The organism is Pseudomonas sp. LBUM1660 (assembly GCF_059695935.1).
On sequence record NZ_CP166795.1, the window covers coordinates 761,553 to 787,928 of the forward strand.

Genomic DNA, 26,376 nt, shown 5'->3' on the forward strand with positions numbered 1-26,376 from the left:
TAAAGGCGTCCTTGCTCGACTCAGGGGGTTTGTTGGGTGACTTGGTTGCCGCGAATGACTTCCACTCCTGATTTGCGCGGTGCCGTGCTGCCGAGGGTGAGTGCTTTGGGTGTGCCAACGAGGGCCAGCTGGCTGAACTGCACCAGGTCGCGATCAGCACGGGCAAGGTTGGCGTTTGAATCGTTTTCACCGGCCCAGTAATGCGCCAGGCGTTTCTCTTCGGCACTGCGCACGGCCAGGCGCAGCACCCCGGCCTGGGTCGCCAGCATCAGCCGGCTCAGCAGCGACTCGGGCACGGCGAGCACCACCGAACGGGCGTTGGCGCGCAGTGGGTCCTGCTTGAGTTGTTCTTCGCTGCTGCGCACCGGTTTGGCCGGGCGCCCATCGTTGGTCAGTCCCAGCTGTTCGCCGACGCCGAGCACCCGCAACGCCGGGATGACGACCTGAGCCGACTGCTGAACATTGTTGGCGTCTGCACGCAGAAACAGCATCACGTCGACATAATCGCCAGGGCTCAGTTGCCCGCCGGCATTGATCACTTCGTCTACTGCGACGGCGAGCGCACGTTCATCGGGCCGGATCATTCGCGCCAATGCACTGCCGGCTTCGAAGCTTTCAGCGTTGAGCCAGGCGCCTGCGGTCAGTGCGCGCCACGGCGTGCGACCAATGGCCTGATCGAGTCTTGTCAGACTGCCGGCAGGGGCGGTGCGCAGTTTTTCCAGGGTCACGTCGGCGGCGGTGATTTGAACGAAGGGTGCCACGTCGCGCAGCAGCACGACAACGGGTTGGCGGGTGGGATCGTCTACCGGCGCAGGTGCCAGAACAGGTGCGGTGGCGACAGTGTTCGGCGGTGTGACGGGGTCGGGGGCTGGTTGTCGACTCAGTGTCAGCCCCCAATAACCGGCAATGATGGCACCCACCAGAAACAACCCGGCCAGACCCATGGTGACGCGGCTGTTCATGACGGCTCTCCCTTTCCTGCTGCTTGATGACTCGACTCGTAAGGTCCAACGAGATAACTTCGCAATCAGGCAGCTTTGACCTTCTAACTATTTCGCTATTTGACGTTAGCGCAGGTAGAACAAAATGCCATTACTGCTTGGCAAATATCTAACGAAAGTAAGTAGGTATCGTGCCAAACCCCGTTTTTTGGCGTCAATTGGCCGGTTAATACTTAGGTATTAATACGTTCTTACAGTTGTTGGTAAGGGAAATGCCGACAATGCTGATGCTGGCACAGGGGAATCATGTTGCGGCCATGCAACACCCGGCACCCTCCAAGGAGAAATCGTCATGCCCCTCACTCAGTTTGTTCAGCGGCTGAAGTCTGAAGTCGTCTTCTACATCAACCTGGCGAAAGACACCGAAGGGGCTTCGGGGATTGAGTACGCCATTATCGCGGGGATGGCGGCGGTCGCGCTGGCAGCCTTCATGACGCCGATCTCGGGTTCGATTACTTCGATCTTCAACAGTATCAAGGCGGTACTGCCGGCGGCAGCGCCTTGATCGTTGCCGTTTGCCAACGGGCCTGAGTGGATCTAACGTCAGCGCTTAGTCCATCGCAGGAACACCCTATGAACGCTCTCGCATTCCCACGCCAACAACTCCTTCTGGTCGATGATGAGGAGGATGCGTTGCTGGAACTGGCGGAGCTGCTTGAGGGCGAGGGCTTCAATTGCTTTACCGCAACCTCAGTCAAACTCGCCCTGCATCATTTGACCCGCCACCCTGATATCGCCTTGGTGATCACCGATCTGCGCATGCCGGAGGAAAGCGGCATGTCGCTGATCAAACGCCTGCGCGAGCACACCTCCCGCCAACATTTACCCGTGATTGTGACGTCCGGCCATGCCGACATGGAAGATGTCAGCGACATGCTGCGCTTGCAGGTGCTCGACCTGTTCCGCAAGCCGATCTATCACGTGCGGTTGCTGGAGACGCTCAATAACCTGTTTCCGCAGCCGAGCGCGCTCTTGAATCCCTGAGCCGCCGCTTTTCGCGAGCAGGCTCGTGGCCTCAGTCGACCTGGAAACACGCCCCTCTGTGGGAGCGTGCCTGCTCGCGAAGACGGCCTCCCTGACAGCACATTTTCAGGCTCAGCCCACCGCTACAGTTGGTAACTGAAACTGATGCTGTATCGAGGCCTTCTGTTAAACGTATCCAGCGCTTCGTCCGACATCGGCTTCGCCGCTTCCAGCGCAATGTTGTAGTACTTGGCATCGCCCAACCTCAGCCCCACGGCAGCCGATGACAGGTCGTTGCCCTTGACTGGCAGTTGGTTGAACCAGCTCCTGGACCGGTCCAGCACCGCATAGGGCTGAAGAATCCGCACCCAATCCCCATCGCGGTTGAAGCTGTAGTTCACTTCGTATGCCACGCCCCAGCCTTTGTCGCCGGACGCCTGATCATCGGGGTAGCCGCGACCGAAATTCTGCCCGCCGAATACCGCGCGTTCGCTGTCAGGCAAGGTGTCTTCACTCCAGTACAACGCCGCCGACAACACGCCCTGCCAATGCTCGAAAAACTTGTCGCTTTGCACCCCGGATAACCGCAGCCGCAAAAAGTCGAGGTCAAGGGCAGTATTGTTGGTTTTTGCTCCCATGCCGTCGATGCCTTGATAGATCCCGCCGCTGAGAATTCGCAGTTGTTGGGCATCGGCTTTGCGCCAGTCACTCTCGAAGGCGACGGCGCGGGTGTCGGTGCGTTCTTCGACGCTTAGCGGGAAACCGACGACCTTGTAGCGTGTCTTGTCGTTGACCGCATACAGCCGCGCGCCGGCACTCAGTAATTCGTTGGGCGAGGCGATGACGGGATGGCTGAAGCCGATGGAGTAGCGATCGTTTTCGCGATGCGGTTTGAGCTGCAGGCCATTGTTCAGTTGCACCAGCGTGCCGGGGTCGGCGCGATAGCGCGAGGCGGACAAAGCCAGTTGAGTGCCTTCGGCATTGAGGAATTGGTTGTAGTCCAGACGGTAGTAGTGCTCAGCGTCATCGCCCGGTGGAAACAGCCCGCTGAGGCTCAACTGTTCGCCCATGGACGTCTGCGAATTGCTGCTGACACCCAACAACGCCTGGGTGCCATTGCGGTTGTCGGCTGTGGTGCTCAGGGTGCTGGTGAACGGTTTGCGACTGGCCTGGGCGACCAGGTCGGCCGCGCCATCGGTGGTGCCCGGTGGCGGCACTTGCGCCTGCAAGGTTACACCGGGAATGCGGCTCATCAAGGTGGTGTAACGCTCGAAGGTTTTGCGGGTCAGGGGGCGTTCGGCCTGTAATTTGGCCACCAGTTTATCGAGCAGGCCCTTGACCCGGCCGATGTCGCCCTGCAACCGATAATCCTTGATGTAACCCTCGACCAGCACCACGCGCGCCACGCCGTTATCGAAGGTCTGCTGCGGTAAAAAAGCGTAGGACAACAGGTAACCGTCCTGCTGATAGCGTCGAGTGATGTTGCGGGTCGCTTCGATCAGATCGGCAAGGCTGGCCTCATGACCGATGATCGGTTGATACGCCGCCGCCAACTCGCTGAGCGGGTAAATCGTTCCGCCTTCGATCTGCACAGTCTTGATGACGACTCGGGTGCCCATCATCAGCGGTTGTGTCTGGGTCGTACCCGGCTCCGGCACTTGCAGCGGCGCCGTCGTCGGGCGATAGGCATCGGCGGGCAGGTTGGGCACCGGGAGGTTGCGGATGGTTTCGTTGCTGTTGAGAAAAGCGGGAAGGGTATCGGCGAAGGCATTAGAGCAGGCGACCAATAACAGCAAAGAAGCCATGACGCGCATAGGACACTCCCTGTTCAGATCCGGCATCACCTGGAGCTTCATGCTCCAGAAGAAAAAGCGGAGGACTCATGTGAATCCTCCGCCATCAACCAAGCGTAGGCGCTGTAGAAAGGGCCGTCGAATCGGCCAGGCGCAAATCAGCGATTGCCGTTGTTGAGGGCTCCGGTCAGCCCGCCGAGCACGCCGCCCAGGCCTCCCGCTACGCCGGTGCCGCCGGCAGGGCCGTTGACCACCCCACCGACCGCCGCGACGGTATTGCCCACGGTCGTGACGGTGTTGCCGACGGCCGTCACCACCGGGTTGGCGTTGCTGGCGGCAATCGCGCCGCCCAGGCTGGCGACGGCGCCACCGGTCTGCCCGGTCAGGCTGGCCACAGGGCCGCCGAAGCCCGTCGCGGCACCGACATTTTGCGTGAGGCTGGTGACCACGCTGGTCACCGGATTCAAACCATTGGCCACGTTGCCGGTGAGCGCTGCCAGCGGCGCAGTGGCCCCGGTGTTCGGTGCACCCGAACCGCCAAGGAGGGTGTTGACCGAGGCCACTAGCGTGCCGGCCCCGACGACGTTGGCGCCACCAGCGCTGACCACGCCGCTGCTGCTGCCGACATTCAAGCCGCTGCCGACGTTAGCCACCGCACCCCCCACCGTTTGCAGCAGGCCGGTGCCGCCCAGGCCGCCGCTCGAACCGGTGCCGTTGGACACCAGGCCGCCCGTCTTGCCGACGGCGGTGCCGGTGTTGCTCAAGGCGCCGCCAACGGTGTTGGTCAGCGCATTGCCGTTGCCTGCGAGGGTAACCTTGTCGCCCACGCCATTCACCGTATCGCCGATGTTCTTGACGAGGCCTTTGAGCGGATCACCCAGGCCGGTGGCATCACCGATCTTGTCGGTCGTGCTTTCTGCCATGGCGATCACGGGGACCAGTTTGCTGCCGACTTCTTGAGTCACCGAACCCAGGGGGCCGGTGGTGGTGGCGAGGCTCAAGGTGTCGCCGAGCATGGTGACTTTTTCGCCGACGCCATCCAGGACGGGCGCAACTTTCGTCACCACGCCGCCCACTACAGGGATGCTGTTGGTCGCGGTGGCCAGTTTGCCGCTGGCATCGGAAACGCCGTTGCCGACATCTTGCACGACACCGCCGACCGCCGAGGCGGTGACACCCAGCCCGTTAGGGTCGGTGCCCAGTTTGCCGACGCCGTTGGTCACGCCATCACCCAAAGTGGTGATCACATTGCCGGTGGTGTTGACCGCACTTTGCACAACGCCGCCAACCACTGGCACGGTGCTCAGGGCGTCGCCAAGTTGACCCACGCCATCGCCCACGCCACTGACGGTATTGCCGACATCCTGTACCAGCGTGGTGGTGACCAGAGGCGTAACGGATGGATTGGCCGGATCAGTGGGGTTGGCCGGGTCCGTCGGGTTGGTGGGGGTGGTCGGGCCAGTGGTGCCTCCAGTGCCTCCAGTGCCGCCCGTCCCCGCGGTGCCGCCACTGGCACCCCCCGTTCCGCCGGTGCCCGCAGTGTCGCCCGTCCCGCCGGTTCCCGCAGCAGTCGCGCTGTCAGGGGAAGAACTGCCGGAGCTGCTGCGATGACCGCCACCGCCACTGCTGCAACCGGTCAGGCCGAGCGAGAGAATGAGCGCCAATGCTGTTGCCGACTTGCACCACACTTGAGTAGTCATGAGAGGTATTCCTTGCACCTGTTACAACGTTCGCTGTCTTCGATAGCCTGCCGGTTTCTGTTGCCGGCAATGCCTTCGTCCGTTGTGCACATAACAATCGCAAGGGCGTGCGGGCACCATTCTCAAGTTGGTATTAACCGTTTGATATAGGGGCGTGCGGATGCTGCCTAAGGACTAACCGCTTGGGTATAAGGCAGGAAGTTTCTGTCGGGGAAATGCGTTGTAGATCAGAAGGAAAGGGATTTGCGCAGGAGGCGGGAGAGCCTGAAAAAACTTAAGTGATATACACACAATTAAGCATCGTCTGTTGCTTCAGCCATGGCGCGAAATCGCTCATCGCAAGCAGGTGCGGCGGTTCGACCTGCTCGCGATGACGATTTCACAGACGATTAACCGGTTCAGGCAATCGGCCGCCAATGCCCGACCATGTGCTCAAAGTCTCCAGCCCCCACCAACCGGAAATCCCCGCTGGACCCTGCCGCACTCGCGAGCAACGTGACTTCACTGGGCAAGCGCACCGGTTTCTTGAACTGCACCGCGATCTCGACATTCGCCGTGGGCAGATGCTCACTCAACGCCGCCAGGGTCCGAGCCTTGTTCCACAGCCCATGGGCGATGGCTGTGGGGAAGCCAAATAATTTGGCGCTGACGGCACTCAGGTGAATCGGGTTGTAGTCCCCGGACACCTTGGCGTATTGCCGGCCAATGTCCGCCGGCGCTGTCCAGCGAGCCACTTCCACCCCCTCCAGGGTTGTTGCCAACACGTCCTCGATCGGTTCACCTTCCAGCTTGACCCCGCGGCACAGCATCTGACTTTCAGCTTCCCACAGCGGCCCCAACTGATCGTCGAGCGTCGTCACCAGATCGAACGTCGCACCCTTGGCATGGGGTTGCAGATTCTGAACCTGCACGCTGACCCGCACGCGGTTGACCCCGCCCATGGGGCGCAATACACGAATGCGATTGCTCAGGTGAATCAGCCCCAGCAGTGGGAACGGAAAGTCCTTGGCCGTGAGCAATTGCATCTGTAACGCGAACGCCAGGATGTGTGGATAGGTCGGCGGCAGTAAACCGTTATCGGCAAAACCACAGACCTTGCGATAGGCCGCCAGGCGTTTTGGATCGACCTCGACCCAGCAGCGCAACCCCGTGTCGGGCAACGTGGTGCCGGTGATTTTGCGCCGCGATGCCGCCTTCACGTACAGGCCCGTCAGGCTCGGTTCGCGGTTGAGGGGGTGCCAATCGGTGATCATTTTCATGCCCCCAAGGCGCTTTGGCCGCAGACTCGCAACGCTTGCCCGGTGAACGCGCCGGTCCCCGGCTGAGCGAGCCACGCGACTGCTTCGGCAACGTCTTGTGGCAGGCCGCCCTGGCCCAATGAACTCATGCGTCGCCCGGCCTCGCGGATGCCGAACGGCAGGTGCGCGGTCATCTGGGTTTCGATGAACCCCGGTGCCACGGCGTTGATGCTGATGCCGCGTTGATCGAGCAATGGCGCCCAAGCCTGGGCCAGACCGATCAGCCCGGCCTTGCTCGCCGCGTAGTTGGTCTGCCCGCGATTGCCGGCAATGCCACTGATGGACGCCAACAGAATCACCCGCCCGTTGTCATGCAAGGCGCCGCTGTCGAGCAGTGCCTTGGTCAAAACCTGCGGTGCGTTGAGGTTGACCGCGAGCACTGCGTCCCAGAATTCCGGGGTCATGTTGGCCAGGGTTTTATCGCGGGTGATGCCGGCGTTGTGGACCACGATGTCGACACCGTCGGGCAGCAGTTCGACCAACTGCGCGGCGGCGTCTTCGGCGCAAATGTCCAGGGTGATGCTGCGCCCGCCAAGGCGTGCGGCGAGCGCATCGAGATCGGTTTTCGTCGGTGGGACATCGAGCAGAATCACCTCGGCGCCATCACGGGCCAGGGTTTCGGCGATGGAAGCGCCGATGCCGCGCGCGGCCCCCGTGACCAGTGCCTTGCGCCCGGCCAGTGGGCGAGTCCAGTCCGACACCTGCGTATCGCAAGCCTTCAAACGGACCACCTGGCCTGACACAAACGCACTTTTGGGCGAGAGGAAAAACCGCAGCGGCCCTTCGAGTTGATCCTCGGCGCCTTCACCGACATAGATCAGTTGCAAGGTGCCGCCGCCGCGCAATTCCTTGGCCAGCGAGCGACTGAAACCTTCCACCGCACGCTGTGCGCTGGCGGCGAACGGGTCGGTCAACGTCTCTGGCGCACGCCCCAGAATCACCAGGTGCGCGCTTTGATCGAGGTTTTTTATCAGCGGCTGGAAGAACTCGCGCAGCTGTTTGAGCTGATCGGTCTGAACCAGGTCGCTGGCGTCGAACACCACGGCTTTAAGCTTGGGGCCATGGCCGGGAATCCACGCGGTGGCCAGAGAAGGCTCGGCGCCGTAGCGGTAGATCGCGTCGGTCAGGCGGTTGGCGAAGGCACTGACTTTCTCTGTCAGCGGGCCGCCGCCTATCAATAATGCCCCTTCGACAGGCCGCAGCCGGCCTGCTTGCCACCGCTCCAGGCGTACCGGAGACGGCAGTCCCATGGCCCCGACCAGACGATGGCCGATGGAGGAATTGGCGAAGTCGATATAACGGTCAGACATGGAACGCACTCCGGCAGCTGGGGTTCAAAGTGTGGACCACGAATGGCAATCAGTCGTTCGATCCACGAGATAAGGCCTACGCTTGAACATTGTAGGAGCGAAGCTTGCTCGCGAAGACGATGTTTCATTCAGAGGAAATATTGAATGTGCCGGCACCTTCGCGAGCAAGCTTCGCTCCTACAGGGACTGGTGTTTACATTTGTTTTTTTGACAGGAGCTTTTCATGACCCAGCCGCGCCGCGTCGCGATAATCGGCGGTAACCGTATCTCCTTCGCCCGCTCCAACGGGCCGTACGCCACCGCCAGTAATCAGGCGATGCTCACCGCAGCGCTCGAAGGTCTGATCGAACGCTACAACCTACACGGCCTGCGCATGGGCGAAGTGGTCGCGGGGGCGGTCCTCAAGCTGTCCCGAGACATGAACCTGACGCGCGAGTGCGTGCTCGGTTCACGGTTGTCCCCCGGCACCCCGGCCTATGACATTCAGCAGGCGTGCGGCACGGGTCTTGAAGCGGCGTTGCTGGTGGCGAACAAGATTGCCCTGGGACAAATCGATTGCGGCATCGCCGGTGGCGTCGATACCACTTCGGATGCGCCGATCAGCGTCAGTGAAGGTTTGCGCAGGGTGCTGCTGCAAGCCAATCGCGCCAAGAGCACTGGCGACAAACTGAAAACCTTTCTGCAGCTGCGCCCCCGGGACTTGATCCCGGAGTTCCCGCGCAACGGCGAACCGCGCACTGGTTTGTCCATGGGCCAACACTGCGAATTGATGGCCCAGACCTGGAACATCCCCCGCGAAGAACAGGATCAACTGGCGCTGGAGAGCCATCGGAACCTGGCCGCGTCCTACGCCGAAGGCTGGCACAACGACCTGATGACACCGTTCCTCGGCCTGACCCGCGACAACAACCTGCGCCCGGACCTGACCCTGGAAAAACTCGCCTCGTTGAAACCGGCCTTCGAGAAAAGCGCCAAGGGCACGATGACGGCGGGCAACTCCACGCCGCTCACCGATGGCGCATCGCTGGTGCTGCTGGGCAGTGAAGAATGGGCGAAGGAGCGCGGCTTGCCGATCCTCGCGTACTGGCGTGACGGCGAGGCCGCGGCGGTGGATTTCGTCAACGGCGCCGAAGGGCTGTTGATGGCGCCGGTGTACGCGGTGCCCCGTTTGCTGGCGCGCAACGGCCTGACGCTGCAGGACTTCGATTACTACGAAATCCACGAAGCCTTTGCCGCGCAGGTGCTCTGCACGTTGAAGGCCTGGGAAGATCCGGAGTATTGCAAAACCCGTCTCGGCCTCGATGCGCCGCTGGGCTCCATCGACCGCAGCCGCCTCAACGTCAAAGGCAGTTCACTGGCGGCCGGGCATCCGTTTGCCGCGACCGGCGGGCGCATCGTCGCCAACCTGGCGAAGTTGCTCGACGCGGCGGGCAAGGGCCGAGGCTTGATCTCGATCTGCGCCGCCGGCGGCCAGGGCGTGACGGCGATTATCGAGCGCTGATCAGTTCGGCGTTCTGCTGCGCGATGCGTTCACGGTTGCGGTTGGCGTAGTTCTCGGCCATCACCGAGCAGACGATCAACTGCAACGGGTGATAAATCATGATCGGCAGCAGAATCAAGCCCAGGCCCGGGTTGGCGCCGAAGATCAACGCGGCCATCGGCGCGCCCGCCGCCAGGGATTTTTTGCTGGCACAGAACACCGCGGCGATCTCATCCGCCGGGCTGAATTTCAGTGCGCGAGCGGTGCGGGTAGTCATCCACAGGATGACCGCCAGCAGGATCGCGCTGCCAATCAGTGCGCTGAGAATTACGCCGTTGCCCTGTTGTTGCCACATTCCCGAGACCATCGAGTTGCAGAACGCCGAGTACACCAGCAACAGAATCACCAGCTTGTCGACGATGTTGGTGTAGCGCTTGTGGCGGGCAAAGAACTTGCCGAGCAACGGCCGTACCAATTGGCCGAGCACCAGCGGCAACAGCAACATGGCGCAGAGGTCGAGCAGGGTTGAACCCAGATCGATACCGCCGGCACCGCTGCCGACCACCAGACTCACCAGCAACGGCGTCAGGAAAATCCCCAGCACACTGGACAGGCTCGCATTGAGAATCGCCGCCGGCACGTTGCCGCCTGCGCTGCCGGTCAGGGCCACGGAAGACGAAATGGTCGACGGCAGGGCGCAGAGGTAGAAGAAGCCGAGCATCAGCAGCGAAGGAACGTGCGAACCCAACAGCTTGTCGCTCAGCAGCCAGATCAGCGGGAACACCGCGAAGGTGAAACCCTGAACCATCACGTGCAGTTTCCAGTTCTTCAAGCCATGGCTGATCTGCTCGCTGGACAGGTTGACCCCGTGCAGGAAGAACACCAGGAACACGCCGATGTTGATCACGTATTCGGCGTGCATCCCGCCGCCCGTGGCGCCGAAGACCGGGAAGAAATACGCCAGCAGCGTGGCGATCAGCATGCCGCACAAGAACCAGTCGGTGACCACGCGTTTGAGGTGTATGAAGGCATGCATAACGGGCACCGAATACATTTGTAAGAATTGATGACTTAGCCTAACGTCGGCTCTATCTGCCGTCTTGCGACATAAGGCCAATCAATGCCGACTAACGGACAACTTTCCCTCGAACGGGCCATTCCGAGGCTAACGACGTTGCCGCGTCCGCTGTTCGCACGGGCGGAAAGTCTGAATGCCGGGTCGTGGACGCCCCCTCATCGCCACGATTGGGTGCAGTTTTCCTACGCCATCAGCGGCGTTCTCGGCGTGCACACGGCGGAGGGCAGTTTCTTTGCGCCGCCGCAGTGGGGAATCTGGATTCCGGCGGATCTCGAACACCAAGTGGTGACCTCGATGCGCGCCGAAATGCGCAGCCTCTACGTGCGCCGCGAGGACTGCGAATGGGCCGACGGGCGTTGTCGGGTGCTGGAAGTCACGCCGCTGGCCCGGGAGCTGATCAAGAGTTTTTGCTTGCTGCCGGTGGAATATCCACAGGGCAACAGCCAGGAAGCGCGGCTGGTGAATGTGCTGCTGGATCAGTTGGCGAATCTGCCGGAGGTGGGATTTTCTCTGCCGTTGCCGCGGCATGAGCGGTTGCTCGGATTGTGCAATGAGCTGATCGAACGCCCGGAGCTCGCCGTGACGTTGCAGGAATGGGCGCAACGCCTGGGCTCCTCGGAAAAGACGCTGATGCGTTTGTTTCAGCGCGAGACCGGGTTGAGCTTTCGCGGGTGGCGGCAGCGGATGCGGTTGCTGTCGTCGTTGAGTTTGCTGGAGGAGGGCGACAGCGTGACCAATGCCGCGCTGTCTTGCGGGTATGACTCGACGTCGGCGTTTATTGCGGCGTTCAAAAGCCTGTTCGGCTTCACCCCCGGCGAATTATTCAAACAGTAATTGTGGCGAGGGAGCTTGCTCCCGCTGGAGCGCGAAGCGGTCCCAATTCAGTAAACCCGCTGTATCAGGTATTCCGTGTTTACCGGTTTGCGACCGCTTCGCGCTCCAGCGGGAGCAAGCTCCCTCGCCACAGGTATCGGTTTTCGACCCGTTAGATCAGCGACTTCAGGTCCTGAAGCGGCGAACCAACCCATCCAGTTCATTCGACAACCCGGCCAGGCTCTGCGAATCCAGCCGCGCCGAATTGGCCAGTTCCGCCACCAGCTGCGCATCGCCATGAATCTGGCTGATGTGCCGATTGATGTCCTCGGCCACGTGATGCTGTTCTTCCGCCGCCGTGGCGATCTGCGTGTTCATGTCGCGAATCACATCCACCGACTCACGAATCAGCCCGAAACTGCTGCGCGCTTCACCGATGCGAGTCACCGATTGTTGCGACACTTCCAGGCTCGCATGCATCTGCTGAGTCACTTGGCTGGTGCGCTTGGCCAGGTTGCCCAGCAAGCCGTCGATTTCCGCCGTCGAATCCGCCGTGCGTTTGGCCAGCGCACGGACTTCGTCTGCCACCACCGCAAATCCACGACCTTGCTCGCCGGCCCGTGCAGCCTCAATGGCGGCGTTCAGTGCCAGCAGGTTGGTCTGTTCGGCAATCGAGCGAATGGTCCCCAGGATCGACTGAATGTCGTTGCTGTCGCGTTCAAGCTGTTGCATCGACTGCGCCGACTGTTCGATTTCCTGGCTCAGGCGATCAACGCTAGTCACGGCCGCATCAATCTGTTGCTGACCTTGACGCGCCTGACGCTGGCCACTGTCGGCAGATTCCGCCGCCTGGCTGCAAGAGCGCGCGACTTCGTTGGCGGTGGCGACCATTTCGTGGAACGCCGTGGACACCATGTCCACCGCTTCACGCTGGCGCCCGGCGGCTTCAGCCATATCGCTGGAGACCTGGGTCGAGCTCTTCGAGGTGGCGAGGATCTTGGTCGCGGCGCCGCCGATGCTTTGGATCAGGTTGCGAATCGCCGTCAAGAACTGGTTGAACCAGTTGGCCAGTTGCGCGGTTTCGTCGCTGCCACGGATTTCCAGGTTCTTGGTCAGGTCGCCTTCACCTTGGGCGATGCCTTCCAGGCCGCTGGCCACGCTGCGGATCGGCCGCACGATGACACTGGCGAAACTGGCGCCGAGGATGGCGAAAAACACCGCCAGAACGGCGGCGATGATTGCGATCAGCCAAGTCAGCTGGGTCGCGGAGCTCATCACATCGTTTTGCTTGATCAGGCCGATAAAGGTCCAGCCCAGTTGCTCCGACGGCCAGACGTTGGCCATGTAGCGTTCGCCGTTCAACTCGACTTCCACCAGGCCTTTGCCGGCCTTGCCCAGTTGTGCGTAACCCTCGCCGAGGCTGCTCAAGGCTTTGAAGTTGTGTTCCGGTTGTTTCGGATCGACCAGTACGGTGCCAGTGTTTTCCAGCAGCATCAGGTAGCCGGTTTCACCGAGCTTGATCTGTTTGACGATTTCGGTGAGCTGCTTGAGCGTCACGTCGATACTGACTACGCCACCGTTGGTGCCCAATTTGTTGTCGATGGTGCGCACGGTGCTGACGTAGGTCGCATCGTCCTGGGCCCAGTAATAGGCCTCGGTACGGAATGGTTTGCCCGGTTTGGCCTGGGCAGCCTTGTACCAGGGGCGCTGGCGCGGGTCGTAATTGTTCAGCTTGGCATCGTCCGGCCAGGACACGTAACCGCCGGCCGCGGTGCCAAGGATGGCATAGGCGTAGGACGGATGGCTGTTACCCAGGTCCTGCAGGAGGCTGAAGACCTTTTTGTCCATCTCGCCCTGGGGAATGCTCTCGGCGTTGGCGCTCATGTAGGTCTTGAGGCTGTCGTCGGAGTTCTTGATCAGCGGTTGTCTGGCCAGGTAGTCGACGTTCTGGCTGATGCCGTCGAAGAACAGTTGCATGGCGTTGCTGACCTGACGAATTTCCCGACCGCTGCCGTCGACGAAATTCTCCTTGGCGTCACTGCGCAAGTTCAGCACCACGAGGGTGGCGACCAGCACCACGGGCAAGCAGGCGATGATTGCAAACGCCCAGGTCAACTTCTGTTTGATGTTCATCCGCGCTCCAGATTTTTCTTGTAGGCCCACGCAGTGCAGATGACTCGCGGATTATTGGCAGCCGTAAACGTTATTGATCGACCCGGTTCCGTGAGTGCACCATCGTTTTTGTTGTCGGAACGATTGTCGGACAAATCACTCTGTCACTGAGGACTTCGGCTGAATTTAGGGGAAATTGAGGTCGGGTGAGAAATATCCTACGAAGGGTTTGAATTCTGGTGTCAGCTTCTGTCGCAAATGCCTTCACACCCCTTCGCCACCCAGTGGCGCAGGCTCAGCTATGATCTCGGGCGGCCGATGAAGACCGAAAAGGGTTGGCCGATTAATTCGGCACATTGTGTGCATCACGACGTTCATAGGTCGGCAACCCCTCCCCCCAACGAGTGGATTGCCGTATAACGAATGACTTTCGCGTGTTTGGTAATAAAGGACCCACAATAAAAGCTGATGAAGACTCCAAAACGCATTGAACCCCTGATCGAGGACGGTCTGGTCGACGAGGTGCTGCGCCCACTCATGAGTGGTAAAGAAGCAGCTGTTTATGTGGTGCGCTGCGGTAACGAGCTACGTTGCGCGAAGGTCTACAAGGAGGCGAATAAACGCAGTTTCCGTCAGGCGGCCGAGTATCAGGAAGGTCGCAAGGTGCGCAACAGCCGCCAGGCTCGAGCGATGGCCAAGGGCTCCAAGTTCGGCAAGAAAGAAACCGAAGACGCTTGGCAGAACGCTGAAGTGGCGGCCCTGTTCCGCCTGGCCGGTGCCGGTGTTCGGGTGCCCAAGCCGTATGACTTCCTCGAAGGCGTACTGCTTATGGAACTGGTGGCCGACGAGTACGGCGACGCCGCGCCGCGTCTGAACGACGTGGTGCTGGAGCCGGACCAGGCGCGCGAATATCACGCGTTCCTGATTTCGCAGATCGTGCTGATGCTGTGTACCGGTCTGGTGCACGGTGACCTGTCGGAGTTCAACGTGCTGTTGACCCCGACGGGCCCGGTGATCATCGACTTGCCGCAAGCGGTAGACGCGGCGGGCAACAACCACGCGTTCAGCATGCTGGAGCGGGACGTGGGCAACATGGCGTCTTATTTCGGCCGGTTTGCGCCAGAGTTGAAAAAGACCAAATACGCCAAGGAAATGTGGGCGCTGTACGAAGCCGGCACCTTGCACCCGGCCAGCGTGTTGACGGGCGAGTTCGACGAGCCGGAAGAATTGGCTGACGTCGGCGGTGTCATACGCGAAATCGAGGCTGCACGCCTGGATGAAGAGCGTAAACAGGCGGTGCGCGCGGCAGATGACGCACCACCGGGCAAAACCGAAGAACCGCCTCCACCGTGGATGCAGTGATCGGTTGACGAAAACCCGGCTTCGGCCGGGTTTTTTGTAAGTGCTGATCCCCAAACACTGGAGATCATTTGTGGGAGTGAGCCTGCTCGCGATAGCGGTACATCAGTCGACATAAACTCAGCTGACACACCGCTATCGCGAGCAGGCTCGCTCCTACAGTGGATTTTTCCCTGCGACTCCCCACACTCAAGGACTGAATGTGAACCCCTCCACCCGCAATGCCCAACTGATCATCGCCGCCCGTCTGGTCTCGGACTTCGGCGCCTTCCTCAACATGGTCGCCCTGGCCACTTACGTCTACCTGCTCAGCAACAGCGCCATGAGCGTCGGCATTTTCCTCGCCTGCCGCGTGGGCGGAGGGATTTTCGCCAGTCTGATCGGCACCTCGTTCTATCGTCGCTTTGCCGGGCGTATTCCGCTGATTGCCTTTGATTTGCTGCGCGCAGGGTTGTTGGGCCTGTTGCTGGTGCTTCCGGTCGCCCAGCAAGCGCTGCTTTTACCGTTGATCGCGTTCGGCCTGGGGTTCGGCAACTCAATGTTCGCCATCGGCCTCAACAGCCAGTTGCCGCACCTGATCGAAGGCGAGCACCTGCTCAAGACCAACGCCTGGATCACCTCGGCCTCGTCCGCGGCCATGGTCGGCGGAAGCCTGGTGGCAGGGCTGTTGGTGGCGGCGTTTGGCTTTGAAGCGGTGTTTGCATTGAACGTGGTCACTTATCTGCTGGCCGCGTTGTTCATCCTGCCGTTGCGGTTTTCGAGACCGGCGTCCGGTACCGAGCCAACCCCGCCGCGTGGTGAGTGGCACGCCTTGCGCCAAGGCCTGCGCAGTACGCCGGTGGTGGCCGCGATGCTCGCCGTCACCATGGCCGACACCCTGGGCAGCGCGGCGCACAACGTCGGCTTCCCGATTATTTCCAGGCTGCTGACCCCCGAGTCAGCCAGCACCACGCTGGGCCTGATGCTGGCCGTCTGGGCCTGCGGAAAACTGATCGGTGCACGAATCGCCAGTCGCCTGAAAGGGTCGGACAATGCACACCTGGAGCGGCGATTTTTCTACGGCGTGTTGCTGATGTCCTGCGGCTTCATACTGATATTCCAGCAGCAGACCCTCTACGGTTTGCTGTTGTTCTCGTTACCGGCCGGATTGGGTGACGGCTTCTCCGAGGTCGGCCTGATGTCGCGTCTGCAACGCGAACCGGACAGCCTGCGCCTGCCGATCTTCAGCTTGCTGACACTGCTGCAGATGACCGGGTTCGGCATCGGCATGTTGATCGCCGCGCCGTTCTATTCGTGGTGGACGCCGGGGGCCGTGGTGCTGCTGTTCCACGGCATTCCCCTGACCACGTTGCTGGTGGTGAAGGTGCTCGCGGTCAGGGGCGAACGGGTGGCGCGCAGCAGCCCGACTCCAGGTTCTTGAGGATCGGGCAATCGGGGCGATGGTCGCCCTGGCAGTGCTCGACCAGGTCCTGCAGGGTGTCGCGCAATTGACCGAGTTCGAGGATTTTCTGGTTCAGCTCGTCAATGTGCTGGCGGGCCAGGGCCTTCACGTCGGCGCTGGCCCGCTGGCGGTCCTGCCAGAGGGTCAGCAGTTTGCCGACCTCTTCGAGTGAAAACCCCAGGTCCCGGGAGCGTTTGATGAACGCCAGCGTGTGCAGGTCGTCTTCGCCATAAACGCGGTAGCCACTGTCGGTTCGATGGGCGGCCTTGAGCAAGCCGATGGACTCGTAATAACGAATCATCTTCGCGCTCAGGCCGCTGTGCCGGGCTGCTTGGCCGATGTTCATCGATTGTCCTCCAGATCCTTGGGTTTCCAGGTTTTCAACAGTAACGCATTGCTCACCACGCTGACGCTGGACAACGCCATCGCCGCGCCGGCCAGCACCGGGTTGAGGAAGCCGAACGCTGCCAGCGGAATGCCGATCAGGTTATAGACGAACGCCCAGAACAGGTTTTGCCGGATTTTTGCGTAGGTCTTGCGGCTGATCTCCAGGGCGGCGGGCACCAGCCGTGGATCGCCGCGCATCAGGGTGATGCCGGCCGCGTGCATGGCCACGTCGGTGCCACCGCCCATGGCAATGCCAATGTCGGCGGCCGCCAGGGCCGGGGCGTCGTTGATGCCGTCGCCGACCATCGCCACCACGCCGGTCTTCTTCAGCTCGGCGACGGTGGCGGCTTTGTCTGCCGGCAAGACTTCGGCGTGCACATCCGTAATGCCCAGCGCTTCGGCAACCACTTTGGCACTGCCGCGGTTGTCGCCGGTCAGCAGGTGGCTGCTGATGTGGCGTGCGCTGAGCTGTTGCACCGCGTGCAGTGCGCCGGGTTTGAGGGTGTCACCGAACGCGAACAGGCCCAGTACCTTTGGCTCGGGGCTTTGCTCGATCAACCAGGAGAGCGTGCGGCCTTCGGTTTCCCACGCGGTTGCGGAGTCGGCCAGATCCCCTGCGCTCAAACCGCTTTCTTCCAGCAGCCTGCGATTGCCCAAGGCTAAACGACGACTGTCGAGCGTGCCGGCGATGCCGCGACCGGTCAGCGATTGACTGTCGCTGACATCGGCCACGGTCAAACCGCGTTCGGCGCAGGCGTCCAGAACGGCCTTGGCCAGCGGGTGTTCACTGCCGCGTTGCAGGGCACCGGCCATTTGCAGCAGGGCGGCTTCGTCACCGTTGATGGCACTCAGATGAGCGATGCGCGGCGCGCCCGAAGTCAGCGTGCCGGTCTTGTCAAACACCACGGCGCTGACTTCATGAGCACGCTCGAGGGCTTCGGCGTCCTTGATCAGAATCCCGTAGCGGGCCGCGACGCCGGTGCCGGCCATGATCGCGGTCGGCGTGGCCAGCCCGAGTGCGCAAGGGCACGCGATGACTAGCACGGCGACGGCGTTGATCAGCGCGGTTTCGATTGGCGCGCCGTATAACCACCAGCCGATCAAAGTCGCCAACGCGATCAACAGAACGGTCGGCACAAACACCTGACTGACTTTATCCACCAGCTTCTGAATCGGCGCTTTGGCGGCCTGGGCGTCTTCGACCAGGCGAATGATCCGCGCCAGCACGGTTTCTGCCCCCAGCGCTTGAGTGCGAACCAGCAACCGGCCTTCGCCATTGATGGCACCGCCAGTGACCTTGTCACCGGGTTGCTTGGGCACCGGCAGGCTTTCGCCGCTGATCAGTGCTTCGTCGGCGTGGCTCTGGCCTTCGACCACTTCACCATCCACCGGGAAGCGTTCGCCGGGTTTGACCATGACCAGGTCGTTGAGGCGCAAGGCGCTGATGGCGACGTCCTGCTCGCGGCCGTCGATCACTTGAATGGCGCGTTCCGGGCGCAAGGCTTCAAGGGCGCGGATGGCGCTGGCGGTCTGGCGCTTGGCGCGGCTTTCGAGGTATTTGCCCAGTAACACCAAGGCAATCACCACCGCCGAGGCTTCGAAGTACAAATGCGGCATGCGCCCGGCCGCGGTAGCCCATTCGTAAAGACTCAAGCCATAACCGGCGCTGGTGCCCAGTGCGACCAGCAAATCCATGTTGCCGGCCCCGGCGCGCACAGCTTTCCAGGCGGCCACGTAAAAGCGTGCGCCGAAAATGAACTGCACCGGCGTGGCCAGCGCGAATTGCACCCAGGCCGGGAGCATCCAGTGCACGCCAAACGGTTGCAGGAGCATTGGCAACACCAGCGGCAGGGCGAGGGCGATTGCCATGATCAATGCCCAGCGCTCACGGTGCAGGCGCTGTTGTTGCTGATCGGTTGGAGGGTGTTCGACTTCCCAGACGCTGGCGCTGTAACCGGCCTTGGTGACTGCCGCGATCAAGTCTTGCGGATCGATGTGTCCGAGCAGTTCCAGGTGCGCCCGTTCGTTGGCCAGGTTGACGCTGACGCTTTGCACCCCAGGCACCTTGGCCAGCGCCCGTTCGACGCGGCCGACGCAGGAGGCGCAGGTCATGCCGTCGATGCTCAATTCCAGGCTCTGTTGCGGCACGCTGTAACCGGCCTGCTGCACCGCGTCCATCAAGGCCGGCAAGCTGTCGCTGGGCGCTTGGACCCGCGCCTGCTCGGTGGCGAGGTTGACGCTGACGGCAGAAGCGCCGATGACTTTGCTCAAGGCTCGCTCGACACGCCCCGCGCAACTGGCGCAGGTCATGCCGGCAATCGGCAGATCGAACGTAGTGGATTCGGACATCGGTCGCGCTCCCTGTAGAAGATGCCTACAGGATCAACCTTGCCATGCAGGCAAGGTCAAGCGCCAGTCTTCAAATCGCCGTAGACCCCATGTGGGAACGGGTCTTGTGGCGAGGGGATTTATCCCCGTTGGGTGGCGAAGCCGCCCCAATACCTGCAACCTCGGCGTATCAGTTACACCGAGTGCACTGGTTTACGACTGCTTCGCAGTCGAACGGGGATAAATCCCCTCACCACAAGGGCTCGCTCCCACAGGGAATTGTTTCAGTAATCGAGGGCAGTGGGTTTCAAGTACATCCCTTCCTGCGTCATCGCAATCCGGAACTTCAACACATCCCCGGCCTTGAGCGTGATGTTCTGCGATCCCGGGGCGAGCATGCCCGGGTTGCAACCCGGTGCCTGGCCCGGCAGCAGTTTGAGGCGCAGGGACACATCGCCCGGCGGCAGGTTGAACGAGGTGCTTTGTTCCTGGAACAGCCGCGCCGACAGTTGGTCCTGGATGTACACGCCGATCTCGCAGGAGGTCGCGACTTCGAGGCGCTCGCGGGAAATGATCAGTACGCCATAGTCCTCCCCGGCGGCTTCCGAAGGTGTCACGGCAAATAGGCTGAGGAAGCCAAACAGGCTGAGAGCTGACCAGCGCATGGCTGAATCTCCTGAAGTCGAGTCATTGATGCACGCAGCTTGGCCGAGCGCGACACCGATTGCCAGCCCGGCAGACTTCTGCAGAACTTGACCTTGCCATGGTGGCAAGCTCAAGACTGCTCGCAACCTCATAAAAGGAGCCACACCATGCAAGTGTTCAACGTTCAAGGCATGTCCTGCGGTCACTGCGTCAAAGCCATTACCCAGGCGCTGTTAGCCAAGGATCCTGCGGCCAGCGTGCGGGTCGACCTGGCGGCCAAAGAAGTCGGCGTGGAAAGCGCGCTGACGACTGATCAAGTGATCGCAGCGATCAGCGAAGAAGGCTACGAAGCCAAACCCGCCTGAATGACGGGCGCAATTCCCTGTGGGAGCGGGCTTGCTCGCGAAAGCGGTGTGTCAGACAACATTGACGGCGACTGACACTCCGCATTCGCGAGCAAGCCCGCTCCCACATTTGGTTTTGCATTCATCCAGGGGGATTTTAATAGTTAGCGAGCTATCGGAATGTTCAAGGCGTCGATGCACGGCTAGACTGTCGGGCTGCCGACCCATGCCCAACTGGATGCCTGATGAACTTCCGTACCATTTTGATTCTTGGCGCCCTGAGCGCTTTCGGCCCGCTGGCGATCGATTTCTATCTGCCGGCGTTCCCGGCGATGGCACTCGCGTTCGGCACCGATGAGAAACACGTCCAGTTGACGCTGGCCGCGTACTTCCTTGGCTTGTCCCTTGGTCAGCTGGCATACGGACCGGTGGCGGATCGGTTCGGGCGACGGATTCCCTTGTTGACGGGGGTCGGATTGTTCACCGCTGCCTCCCTGGCCTGCGCGTTTGCGCCGAACCTGGAATGGTTGATCGGTGCGCGATTCATTCAGGCCCTCGGTGGTTGCGCGGGGATGGTGATCGCCCGTGCGGTGGTCAGTGACAAGTGCGATGCGGTGGGTTCGGCGAAAGTCTTTTCGCAGCTGATGCTGGTGATGGGCCTGGCACCGATTCTCGCGCCCATGCTGGGCGGACTGCTGGTCAACACCACGGGCTGGCAGTCGATCTTCCTGGTGCTGACCGGATTCAGTGCGCTGGCAGGGTTGGCCGTGGCGATCGGTTTGCCGGAAAGCCTGCCGGCCCACGTACCGCGTCAACCGTTGTCCGGGGCGTTACGTCAGTATGGTCGGCTGTTGTCGGATCCTGTCTACCTCGGCCACGCCCTGACCGGCGGTATCGCCATTGCCGGGATGTTTGCCTACATCGCCGGTTCGCCGTTCGTCTTCATCAAACTCTACGGGGTCCCGGCCGAGCATTTCGGCTGGCTGTTCGGGACCAACGCGGCGGGCTTCATTCTGGTGGCGCAGGTCAATGCTCGACTGCTGGCCAAGCGTGGCCCGGCATTCCTGCTGGTGCGTACCGTGTGGATTTACCTGGGGGCGGGCCTGACGCTGCTCGCCGTCAGTGCGCTGCACACCCAACAGTTATGGCCGCTGCTGATTCCGCTGTTTATCTGCATCGCCAGCCTCGGTTGCATCCTCCCCAACGCCTCGGCCTGCGCCATGAACGGGCAGGGCGCCCGCGCCGGCAGTGCGTCGGCGATGCTCGGGTGCCTGCAATTCAGCGTTGCCGCCGGAGCGGCAGCGTTGGTTGGTGTTTTACACGATGGCAGCGCCGTGCCGATGGCCATGGTCATCAGCCTGTGCGGGATTCTGGTGGTGAGCGCGGCGATGCTCACCCGGCGTTTGCAAAATGCCCGGGCATTGGCGCAAGCCCAGGTTTGAGGACGGACTCAGCCAGCGGCGCGCTGCTGGCGATCGGGAAATTGATGGGGTGCGAGCAATCGCGCTTCAAGGGTCTTGGTGAAGGCGAGCGCTTCAGCTTCGCTGCGGAACGTTACAGCGTGTTGGTCCAGACGGACCTGCCACTGGGATTTAGCCACTTCTTTTATCAGGATCTTCATTGCTGACCTCCTTGCGTAAAAGATTGCATCGCAGAGGTTTCGATTGTAGACCCGAATACGATCGCAATTGTGACAAGGGTCAACTCTCGGACTGACGGTGTCGCCCAAATGGGCGACACCTGTATCAATCTGTTTCAGAACCCTTCGAGCACAATCTTGCCCTTGGACTTGCCGCTTTCCAGCAGCTCATGGGCGCGACGCAGATTGGCCGCGTTGATGGTCCCGAAGTGCTCGCCGACTGTGGTTTTCAGCGTACCGTCATCGATCAGCCCGGCCACGCGGTTGAGCAGTTTGTGCTGCTCGATCATGTCCGCCGTTTCGAACAGCGAGCGGGTGTACATGAATTCCCAGTGCAGCGACAGGCTCTTGCGCTTGAGCTTGGTCACGTCCAGCGCTTTCGGATCATCGATCAGCGCCAGTTTGCCTTGCGGGGCCAACGCTTCGACCAGTTGATCCAGGTGATGATCGGTCTGGGTCAGGCTGGCGACGTGGGTCACATGGTCTACGCCGGCGCGCTTGAGTTCTTCACTCAACGGCTGGCTGTGATCGATCACCAGATCGGCACCCAGTTCGCGTACCCAGCTCTGGGTTTGCGCACGGGAAGCGGTGCCGATGACCTTCAGCCCGGTGAGTTGGCTGGCCAGTTGCGTGAGGATCGACCCCACACCGCCCGCCGCGCCGACGATCAGCAGGCTCTGTCCTTCATCGGTTTTACCTTCGCGCACTTGCAGGCGTTCGAAGAGCAACTCCCAGGCGGTGATGGCGGTCAGCGGCAGCGCGGCGGCTTCGGCGAAACCGAGGGTTTTCGGCATATGGCCGACGATGCGTTCGTCCACCACGTGCAATTCGCTGTTGCCCCCCGCGCGGGCGATGGAACCGGCGTAAAACACCTTGTCGCCCGCCTTGAACAGCGTGACTTCGCTGCCGACAGCCTTGACCACACCGGCCACGTCCCACCCCAGCACTTTCGCCGCGCCGCCTTCAGGCTGGACGTTCTGGCGGACCTTGGTGTCGACCGGGTTCACCGAGATGGCTCTGACTTCCACCAACAGGTCACGAGGGCCGGCAACCGGTTCTGGCAGTTCGATGTCTTGCAGGGAATGGGCGTCGCTGATCGGCAGCGAGGCGTAGTAGGCGATGGCTTTCATGTAGAGATCCTGAGCAGTAATAGAAGAAGGGATCAAGCCACGGTGCGCAGGCGCTTGAGGTCGAAGTGCTCGAGAAAGTCGCCGGCCTTGGCGCGGAAGTGCTGGACATGGGGGCTGGCGTCATGGGCTTGCAGGGCTTCGTCGCTGCTCCAGTGTTCAATCATGTAGAACGCCAGTGGATTGGCCAGGTCCTGATGCAAATCGTATTGGCCGCAACCGGCTTCGGCGCGAGTCGGTTCCACCAGCGCGCGCAGGTGCTGTTCGAGGGCGTCTTGCTGGCCGGGTTTGGCAATGAGGGTGGCAATGGCGGTGAAAGGCTGGGACATGGTCGACTCCAGAAGCGGGGTGATTTCGATGGGACAGATGATTGGCTATTTCTCTGCAAGATAAAACCCGCTAAAAGAGCAGTCTCTTTCAATTTTTTTTTGATAATCGGGGCTGAAAATGCTGCGTTTCGATGACTTGCAGTTGTTCGTCCGGGCTGCGGACCTGGGGAGTCTGTCGGCGGCGGCGCGGGTGATGGACATGTCGGCGGCGGTGGCCAGTGCGGCGTTGAAGCGCATTGAACAGCAACTTGGCGCGCGTTTGCTGGCGCGTTCCACCCGCAGTTTGCGTCTGACCGCCGAAGGCGAGGGTTTTCTGGAATATGCCCGGGCTGCCCTGAGTAATCTCGATGAAGGTCGCCGTTTGCTGGCCAGCGGTCAGGATCAGGTCAGCGGGATTCTGCAGTTGTCGGCACCGTCGGACTTTGGCCGCAACCTGTTGCTGCCATGGCTCGACGAGTTTCAGCGCGAACACCCCAAACTGACCGTGCGCCTATTGCTGGGCGACCGCATCGCCGACCTGTTCCGCCAACCGGTGGACATTGCCCTGCGTTACGGCGAGCCGGAAGACTCAAACCTGGTGGCACTGCCCATCGCAGCGCAAAACCGTCGCGTGCTCTGCGCTGCACCGAGTTATCTGGCCAGGCATGGTGAGCCGCGGCATCTGGAACAACTGGCGCAGCACAATTGTTTGTTGTTCATGCTCGGCAGCCGGGTTCATGACCACTGGAGTTTCCACGACGGCAAACGCGAAGTCGGGCTGACCGTCAGCGGCGATCGCTTCAGTGACGACGCCGATGTCGTGCGGCTGTGGGCAGTGGCGGGGGCCGGTATTGCTTACAAGTCCTGGCTCGATGTCGCCGCCGATGTGCTCGCCGGCCGATTGAAAGTGCTGATGCCAGAGTTGCTCTGTGAGCGCGCACCGCTGAATTTGCTGTGCGCCCATCGCGCACAATTGAGTAAGCCGGTGAACCTTTTACGGGAAATGCTTGCCAGCCGATGCGCTCATTTAGGCAGTCAATTTCCGACGATATCGGGCATCGATCATTAGTCGCAGGCAAATAGCGAAATTTCTGTCAGGAACTATCACCACCCACGCTTTCCCAAGGGCAGGAACCGGCGGTTAACCCGCTTATACTAGCGCCCGCCTCATGTACGCACCGTCGATCCGCGATGGCGATGGCCTCACGGTCATCATCCGACCTTCGCCACACCTGCGAAGCAATGGCATGGGTGAGTAGGGGCTTTGCCCGGCTTATGGCGGTTTCCGCGTCTTGGCCGACGACACATTACTGGTCAAGATGTCTCTGAGCAGCAGACGAAACGATTCAACAGGGAGTGAATACATGGAACATGCACCTTGCATCAGCCAGATCGCCACATTGCTGGCTGACCCCAAGCGCAGCGCAATGATGTGGGCCTTGATGGATGGCTCGGCGCGGCAGACCGAAGAGCTGGCGCTATTGGCCGGCCTGTCACCGTCTTCGGCCAGTGCACACCTGGGGCGTTTGTCCGCCGGAGGTCTGTTGAAAGTCGAAATCCGTGGGCGCAAACGCTTTTTCCGCCTGGCCGCACCTGAAGTGGGCGCGGCAATCGAAGCACTGGCCAGCGCAACACTGGCCAGCACCCCGCAGCCCGTCCCGGACGTTTTCAAACGCACCAGCCCCATCGCCAAACCTCAGGCGGCGCCTTCGTCGTTGTTGCGGGCCCGACTGTGCGACGACCATTTGGGAGGCACCCTGGCCGCCGATCTTTACCAGCGGTTGCTGGATGCCGGCTGGATCGAGCAGTTCGAACAGCGCGTCATGATCACCCACAAGGGGTCCACACAACTGGCCTCGCGCGGGGTGTACATCCAGGCCCTGGCCCATCGCAACAGCAAAGTCGCCTGCGCGTGTCCCGACTGGAGCGAAAGACGCCCGCACATGGGCGGTTCGCTGGGCGCTGCGTTGTTGCAGCTGTTCATGCAATCCGGCTGGTTGAGCCTGCCCAACGATTCGCGCGCCTTGCAGATCACGGCCGCGGGGCAGCGGGAGATCCAGAGGTTCGCCAAGGAAACCGAGCTGGAAATGGCGCTTTAGAGCTATTTGATGGACGTCTCCCGCGGGGGCAGGCGTTGTGGCTCACTGTCTTGTTGCAGCAACCCTTTCTAAATGTGGGAGCGGGCTTGCTCGCGAATGCGGCGTGTCAGTCGATAGTGATGTTGCCTGACACTCCGCTTTCGCGAGCAAGCCCGCTCCCACAAGGGGCATGCGGTGATGCTTAGGGTTTTACCAACCGCGCATCCAGGCTGTTTTGCGCCAAACGCCTGGCCTGATCCTGGGTCATGCCCAAATCGGTGTACAGCGCATGGAAGTTCTCGGTCACATACCCGCCAAAGTACGCCGGGTCATCCGAGTTCACGGTCACTTTCACGCCACGCTCGAGCATGTCGAGGATGTTGTGCTGGGACATGTGGTCGAACACCCGGAGCTTGGTGTTGGACAGCGGGCACACGGTCAACGGGATCTGCTCGTCGATGATCCGCTGCATCAGGCGCTCGTCTTCGATGGCGCGCACGCCATGGTCGATGCGCTGGATTTTCAGCAGGTCGAGGGCTTCCCAGATGTACTCGGGCGGGCCTTCTTCACCGGCGTGGGCGACGGTCAGGAAGCCTTCGTGACGGGCACGATCAAACACGCGCTGGAATTTGCTCGGCGGGTGACCCATCTCCGAACTGTCCAGGCCCACGGCCACAAACGCTTCGCGAAACGGCAGCGCCTGGTCGAGGGTTTTCTGCGCTTCGTCTTCACTCAGGTGACGCAGGAAGCTAAGGATCAAACCGCTGGTGATGCCCAATTGCTGCTCGCCATCCTTGAGCGCCGCCGCGATGCCGTTGAGCACCACTTCGAACGGGATGCCACGGTCGGTGTGGGTTTGCGGGTCGAAGAACGGTTCGGTGTGAATCACGTTCTGCGCCTTGCAACGCAACAGGTAGGCCCAGGTCAGGTCGTAGAAATCCTGCGAAGTGCGCAGCACATCGGCGCCCTGGTAATACAGGTCGAGAAACTCTTGCAGGTTGTTGAAGGCGTACGCCTTGCGCAGGGTTTCGACATCGCTCCACGGCAGGGCGATCTTGTTGCGTTCGGCCAGGGCGAACAGCAACTCGGGCTCCAGCGAACCCTCCAGGTGCAAGTGCAGTTCTGCCTTGGGCAGGGCGTTCAGCCAGTCGTACATAGTCTTTTCTCATCAG

The 26,376-nt window shown here is 61.4% G+C and carries 24 protein-coding genes and 1 pseudogene; 10 read left to right on the forward strand and 15 right to left on the reverse strand.

The window, feature by feature from the left end:
* Positions 1-20: 20 nt before the first annotated feature.
* A complete protein-coding gene (gene cpaB, locus ACA068_RS03435; protein ID WP_497307624.1) occupies positions 21-962 on the reverse strand; it encodes a Flp pilus assembly protein CpaB in 942 nt (313 codons plus the stop codon).
* A 331-nt stretch (positions 963-1,293) separates the two neighbouring features.
* On the opposite strand from cpaB, the gene ACA068_RS03440 reads away from it, so the two are divergent.
* Entirely contained in the window at positions 1,294-1,506 is a 213-nt protein-coding gene (locus ACA068_RS03440) for a Flp family type IVb pilin (RefSeq protein WP_497307626.1), read from the forward strand.
* Between the two features lie 68 nt (positions 1,507-1,574).
* Complete coding sequence (locus ACA068_RS03445) at positions 1,575-1,985, forward strand: response regulator (protein ID WP_497307628.1); 411 nt, start codon at positions 1,575-1,577, stop codon at positions 1,983-1,985.
* Between the two features lie 122 nt (positions 1,986-2,107).
* Here the strand turns inward: ACA068_RS03445 and ACA068_RS03450 are convergent, their stop codons facing one another.
* From ACA068_RS03450 to ACA068_RS03465, 4 genes are all read right to left on the reverse strand, one after another.
* Entirely contained in the window at positions 2,108-3,778 is a 1,671-nt protein-coding gene (locus tag ACA068_RS03450) for a ShlB/FhaC/HecB family hemolysin secretion/activation protein (protein WP_497307630.1), read from the reverse strand.
* Between the two features lie 137 nt (positions 3,779-3,915).
* Positions 3,916-5,457: a collagen-like triple helix repeat-containing protein gene (locus tag ACA068_RS03455; protein WP_497307632.1), complete on the reverse strand. Its 1,542-nt coding sequence runs from the start codon at positions 5,455-5,457 to the stop codon at positions 3,916-3,918.
* A 398-nt stretch (positions 5,458-5,855) separates the two neighbouring features.
* Positions 5,856-6,710 carry a MaoC family dehydratase gene (locus ACA068_RS03460; RefSeq protein WP_497310531.1) on the reverse strand — a complete coding sequence of 285 codons (855 nt, stop codon included), beginning with the start codon at positions 6,708-6,710 and terminating at the stop codon, positions 5,856-5,858.
* 2 nt (positions 6,711-6,712) lie between these two features.
* Positions 6,713-8,065, reverse strand: coding sequence for a 3-oxoacyl-ACP reductase (locus ACA068_RS03465; protein WP_497307634.1), 1,353 nt, complete (start codon positions 8,063-8,065; stop codon positions 6,713-6,715).
* A gap of 223 nt (positions 8,066-8,288) precedes the next feature.
* Between ACA068_RS03465 and ACA068_RS03470 the strand changes: the two genes are divergently transcribed.
* Complete coding sequence (locus ACA068_RS03470) at positions 8,289-9,566, forward strand: acetyl-CoA C-acetyltransferase (protein WP_497307635.1); 1,278 nt, start codon at positions 8,289-8,291, stop codon at positions 9,564-9,566.
* Here ACA068_RS03470 and ACA068_RS03475 read toward each other — a convergent pair.
* On the reverse strand, positions 9,553-10,581 hold the full coding sequence (locus tag ACA068_RS03475) for a bile acid:sodium symporter family protein (RefSeq protein WP_497307637.1): 1,029 nt from the start codon (positions 10,579-10,581) through the stop codon (positions 9,553-9,555). The genes ACA068_RS03470 and ACA068_RS03475 overlap by 14 nt on opposite strands.
* 84 nt (positions 10,582-10,665) lie before the next feature.
* On the opposite strand from ACA068_RS03475, the gene ACA068_RS03480 reads away from it, so the two are divergent.
* Positions 10,666-11,457: an AraC family transcriptional regulator gene (locus ACA068_RS03480; protein WP_497307638.1), complete on the forward strand. Its 792-nt coding sequence runs from the start codon at positions 10,666-10,668 to the stop codon at positions 11,455-11,457.
* Positions 11,458-11,622: 165 nt separating this feature from the next.
* Here the strand turns inward: ACA068_RS03480 and ACA068_RS03485 are convergent, their stop codons facing one another.
* Positions 11,623-12,390: a methyl-accepting chemotaxis protein gene (locus ACA068_RS03485; protein ID WP_374039700.1), complete on the reverse strand. Its 768-nt coding sequence runs from the start codon at positions 12,388-12,390 to the stop codon at positions 11,623-11,625.
* A 90-nt stretch (positions 12,391-12,480) separates the two neighbouring features.
* A pseudogene (locus tag ACA068_RS03490) lies at positions 12,481-13,569 on the reverse strand (cache domain-containing protein); the annotation flags it as partial.
* A gap of 447 nt (positions 13,570-14,016) precedes the next feature.
* On the opposite strand from ACA068_RS03490, the gene ACA068_RS03495 reads away from it, so the two are divergent.
* Both ACA068_RS03495 and ACA068_RS03500 read left to right on the forward strand, forming a co-directional pair.
* On the forward strand, positions 14,017-14,910 hold the full coding sequence (locus ACA068_RS03495; RefSeq protein WP_010463815.1) for a PA4780 family RIO1-like protein kinase: 894 nt from the start codon (positions 14,017-14,019) through the stop codon (positions 14,908-14,910).
* Positions 14,911-15,109: 199 nt separating this feature from the next.
* Entirely contained in the window at positions 15,110-16,327 is a 1,218-nt protein-coding gene (locus tag ACA068_RS03500; protein ID WP_497307640.1) for an MFS transporter, read from the forward strand.
* Here the strand turns inward: ACA068_RS03500 and cueR are convergent.
* The 3 genes from cueR to ACA068_RS03515 form a co-directional block, all read right to left on the reverse strand.
* Positions 16,281-16,694: a Cu(I)-responsive transcriptional regulator gene (gene cueR / locus ACA068_RS03505; protein ID WP_497307642.1), complete on the reverse strand. Its 414-nt coding sequence runs from the start codon at positions 16,692-16,694 to the stop codon at positions 16,281-16,283. The two genes, ACA068_RS03500 and cueR, sit on opposite strands and share 47 nt — an antisense overlap.
* On the reverse strand, positions 16,691-19,084 hold the full coding sequence (locus ACA068_RS03510) for a heavy metal translocating P-type ATPase (RefSeq protein WP_497307644.1): 2,394 nt from the start codon (positions 19,082-19,084) through the stop codon (positions 16,691-16,693). The genes cueR and ACA068_RS03510 overlap by 4 nt, the downstream gene beginning before the upstream one ends.
* Before the next feature lie 263 nt (positions 19,085-19,347).
* On the reverse strand, positions 19,348-19,728 hold the full coding sequence (locus ACA068_RS03515; protein ID WP_497307646.1) for a hypothetical protein: 381 nt from the start codon (positions 19,726-19,728) through the stop codon (positions 19,348-19,350).
* A 147-nt stretch (positions 19,729-19,875) separates the two neighbouring features.
* Here ACA068_RS03515 and ACA068_RS03520 point away from each other — a divergent pair, with 147 nt between their 5' ends.
* Positions 19,876-20,073 carry a heavy-metal-associated domain-containing protein gene (locus ACA068_RS03520; protein ID WP_497307648.1) on the forward strand — a complete coding sequence of 66 codons (198 nt, stop codon included), beginning with the start codon at positions 19,876-19,878 and terminating at the stop codon, positions 20,071-20,073.
* Between the two features lie 224 nt (positions 20,074-20,297).
* Positions 20,298-21,494, forward strand: coding sequence for a multidrug effflux MFS transporter (locus tag ACA068_RS03525; RefSeq protein ID WP_497307650.1), 1,197 nt, complete (start codon positions 20,298-20,300; stop codon positions 21,492-21,494).
* An 8-nt stretch (positions 21,495-21,502) separates the two neighbouring features.
* On the opposite strand, the gene ACA068_RS03530 is transcribed toward ACA068_RS03525, so the two are convergent.
* The 3 genes from ACA068_RS03530 to ACA068_RS03540 all read right to left on the reverse strand — a co-directional run bounded on the left by ACA068_RS03530 (position 21,503) and on the right by ACA068_RS03540 (position 23,147).
* Positions 21,503-21,673: a hypothetical protein gene (locus ACA068_RS03530; RefSeq protein ID WP_165557415.1), complete on the reverse strand. Its 171-nt coding sequence runs from the start codon at positions 21,671-21,673 to the stop codon at positions 21,503-21,505.
* 134 nt (positions 21,674-21,807) lie between these two features.
* On the reverse strand, positions 21,808-22,821 hold the full coding sequence (locus ACA068_RS03535) for a zinc-binding alcohol dehydrogenase family protein (RefSeq protein ID WP_497307652.1): 1,014 nt from the start codon (positions 22,819-22,821) through the stop codon (positions 21,808-21,810).
* 32 nt (positions 22,822-22,853) lie between these two features.
* A complete protein-coding gene (locus ACA068_RS03540) occupies positions 22,854-23,147 on the reverse strand; it encodes a putative quinol monooxygenase (protein WP_497307653.1) in 294 nt (97 codons plus the stop codon).
* A gap of 118 nt (positions 23,148-23,265) precedes the next feature.
* On the opposite strand from ACA068_RS03540, the gene vimR reads away from it, so the two are divergent.
* Both vimR and ACA068_RS03550 read left to right on the forward strand, forming a co-directional pair.
* Positions 23,266-24,195 carry a transcription regulator VimR gene (vimR, locus tag ACA068_RS03545; RefSeq protein ID WP_497307655.1) on the forward strand — a complete coding sequence of 310 codons (930 nt, stop codon included), beginning with the start codon at positions 23,266-23,268 and terminating at the stop codon, positions 24,193-24,195.
* A gap of 295 nt (positions 24,196-24,490) precedes the next feature.
* Positions 24,491-25,225 carry an ArsR/SmtB family transcription factor gene (locus ACA068_RS03550; protein WP_497307657.1) on the forward strand — a complete coding sequence of 245 codons (735 nt, stop codon included), beginning with the start codon at positions 24,491-24,493 and terminating at the stop codon, positions 25,223-25,225.
* Positions 25,226-25,406: 181 nt separating this feature from the next.
* On the opposite strand, the gene ACA068_RS03555 is transcribed toward ACA068_RS03550, so the two are convergent.
* Complete coding sequence (locus ACA068_RS03555; protein ID WP_497307659.1) at positions 25,407-26,360, reverse strand: adenosine deaminase; 954 nt, start codon at positions 26,358-26,360, stop codon at positions 25,407-25,409.
* Between the last annotated feature and the right edge of the window lie 16 nt (positions 26,361-26,376).

What these genes read in the sequence shown, in the direction of transcription:
- cpaB (WP_497307624.1), bottom strand. Translation starts at nt 962, where the DNA reads ATGAACAGCCGCGTCACCATGGGTCTGGCCGGGTTGTTTCTGGTGGGT.
- ACA068_RS03450 (WP_497307630.1), bottom strand. Translation starts at nt 3,778, where the DNA reads ATGCGCGTCATGGCTTCTTTGCTGTTATTGGTCGCCTGCTCTAATGCC.
- ACA068_RS03540 (WP_497307653.1), bottom strand. Translation starts at nt 23,147, where the DNA reads ATGTCCCAGCCTTTCACCGCCATTGCCACCCTCATTGCCAAACCCGGC.
- ACA068_RS03440 (WP_497307626.1), top strand. Translation starts at nt 1,294, where the DNA reads ATGCCCCTCACTCAGTTTGTTCAGCGGCTGAAGTCTGAAGTCGTCTTC.
- ACA068_RS03485 (WP_374039700.1), bottom strand. Translation starts at nt 12,390, where the DNA reads ATGGCTGAAGCCGCCGGGCGCCAGCGTGAAGCGGTGGACATGGTGTCC.
- ACA068_RS03525 (WP_497307650.1), top strand. Translation starts at nt 20,298, where the DNA reads ATGAACTTCCGTACCATTTTGATTCTTGGCGCCCTGAGCGCTTTCGGC.
- ACA068_RS03480 (WP_497307638.1), top strand. Translation starts at nt 10,666, where the DNA reads ATGCCGACTAACGGACAACTTTCCCTCGAACGGGCCATTCCGAGGCTA.
- ACA068_RS03535 (WP_497307652.1), bottom strand. Translation starts at nt 22,821, where the DNA reads ATGAAAGCCATCGCCTACTACGCCTCGCTGCCGATCAGCGACGCCCAT.
- ACA068_RS03555 (WP_497307659.1), bottom strand. Translation starts at nt 26,360, where the DNA reads ATGTACGACTGGCTGAACGCCCTGCCCAAGGCAGAACTGCACTTGCAC.
- ACA068_RS03475 (WP_497307637.1), bottom strand. Translation starts at nt 10,581, where the DNA reads ATGCATGCCTTCATACACCTCAAACGCGTGGTCACCGACTGGTTCTTG.
- ACA068_RS03460 (WP_497310531.1), bottom strand. Translation starts at nt 6,710, where the DNA reads ATGATCACCGATTGGCACCCCCTCAACCGCGAACCGAGCCTGACGGGC.
- ACA068_RS03510 (WP_497307644.1), bottom strand. Translation starts at nt 19,084, where the DNA reads ATGTCCGAATCCACTACGTTCGATCTGCCGATTGCCGGCATGACCTGC.
- ACA068_RS03530 (WP_165557415.1), bottom strand. Translation starts at nt 21,673, where the DNA reads ATGAAGATCCTGATAAAAGAAGTGGCTAAATCCCAGTGGCAGGTCCGT.
- ACA068_RS03550 (WP_497307657.1), top strand. Translation starts at nt 24,491, where the DNA reads ATGGAACATGCACCTTGCATCAGCCAGATCGCCACATTGCTGGCTGAC.
- ACA068_RS03465 (WP_497307634.1), bottom strand. Translation starts at nt 8,065, where the DNA reads ATGTCTGACCGTTATATCGACTTCGCCAATTCCTCCATCGGCCATCGT.
- ACA068_RS03445 (WP_497307628.1), top strand. Translation starts at nt 1,575, where the DNA reads ATGAACGCTCTCGCATTCCCACGCCAACAACTCCTTCTGGTCGATGAT.
- cueR (WP_497307642.1), bottom strand. Translation starts at nt 16,694, where the DNA reads ATGAACATCGGCCAAGCAGCCCGGCACAGCGGCCTGAGCGCGAAGATG.
- ACA068_RS03520 (WP_497307648.1), top strand. Translation starts at nt 19,876, where the DNA reads ATGCAAGTGTTCAACGTTCAAGGCATGTCCTGCGGTCACTGCGTCAAA.
- ACA068_RS03455 (WP_497307632.1), bottom strand. Translation starts at nt 5,457, where the DNA reads ATGACTACTCAAGTGTGGTGCAAGTCGGCAACAGCATTGGCGCTCATT.
- ACA068_RS03495 (WP_010463815.1), top strand. Translation starts at nt 14,017, where the DNA reads ATGAAGACTCCAAAACGCATTGAACCCCTGATCGAGGACGGTCTGGTC.
- vimR (WP_497307655.1), top strand. Translation starts at nt 23,266, where the DNA reads ATGCTGCGTTTCGATGACTTGCAGTTGTTCGTCCGGGCTGCGGACCTG.
- ACA068_RS03470 (WP_497307635.1), top strand. Translation starts at nt 8,289, where the DNA reads ATGACCCAGCCGCGCCGCGTCGCGATAATCGGCGGTAACCGTATCTCC.
- ACA068_RS03515 (WP_497307646.1), bottom strand. Translation starts at nt 19,728, where the DNA reads ATGCGCTGGTCAGCTCTCAGCCTGTTTGGCTTCCTCAGCCTATTTGCC.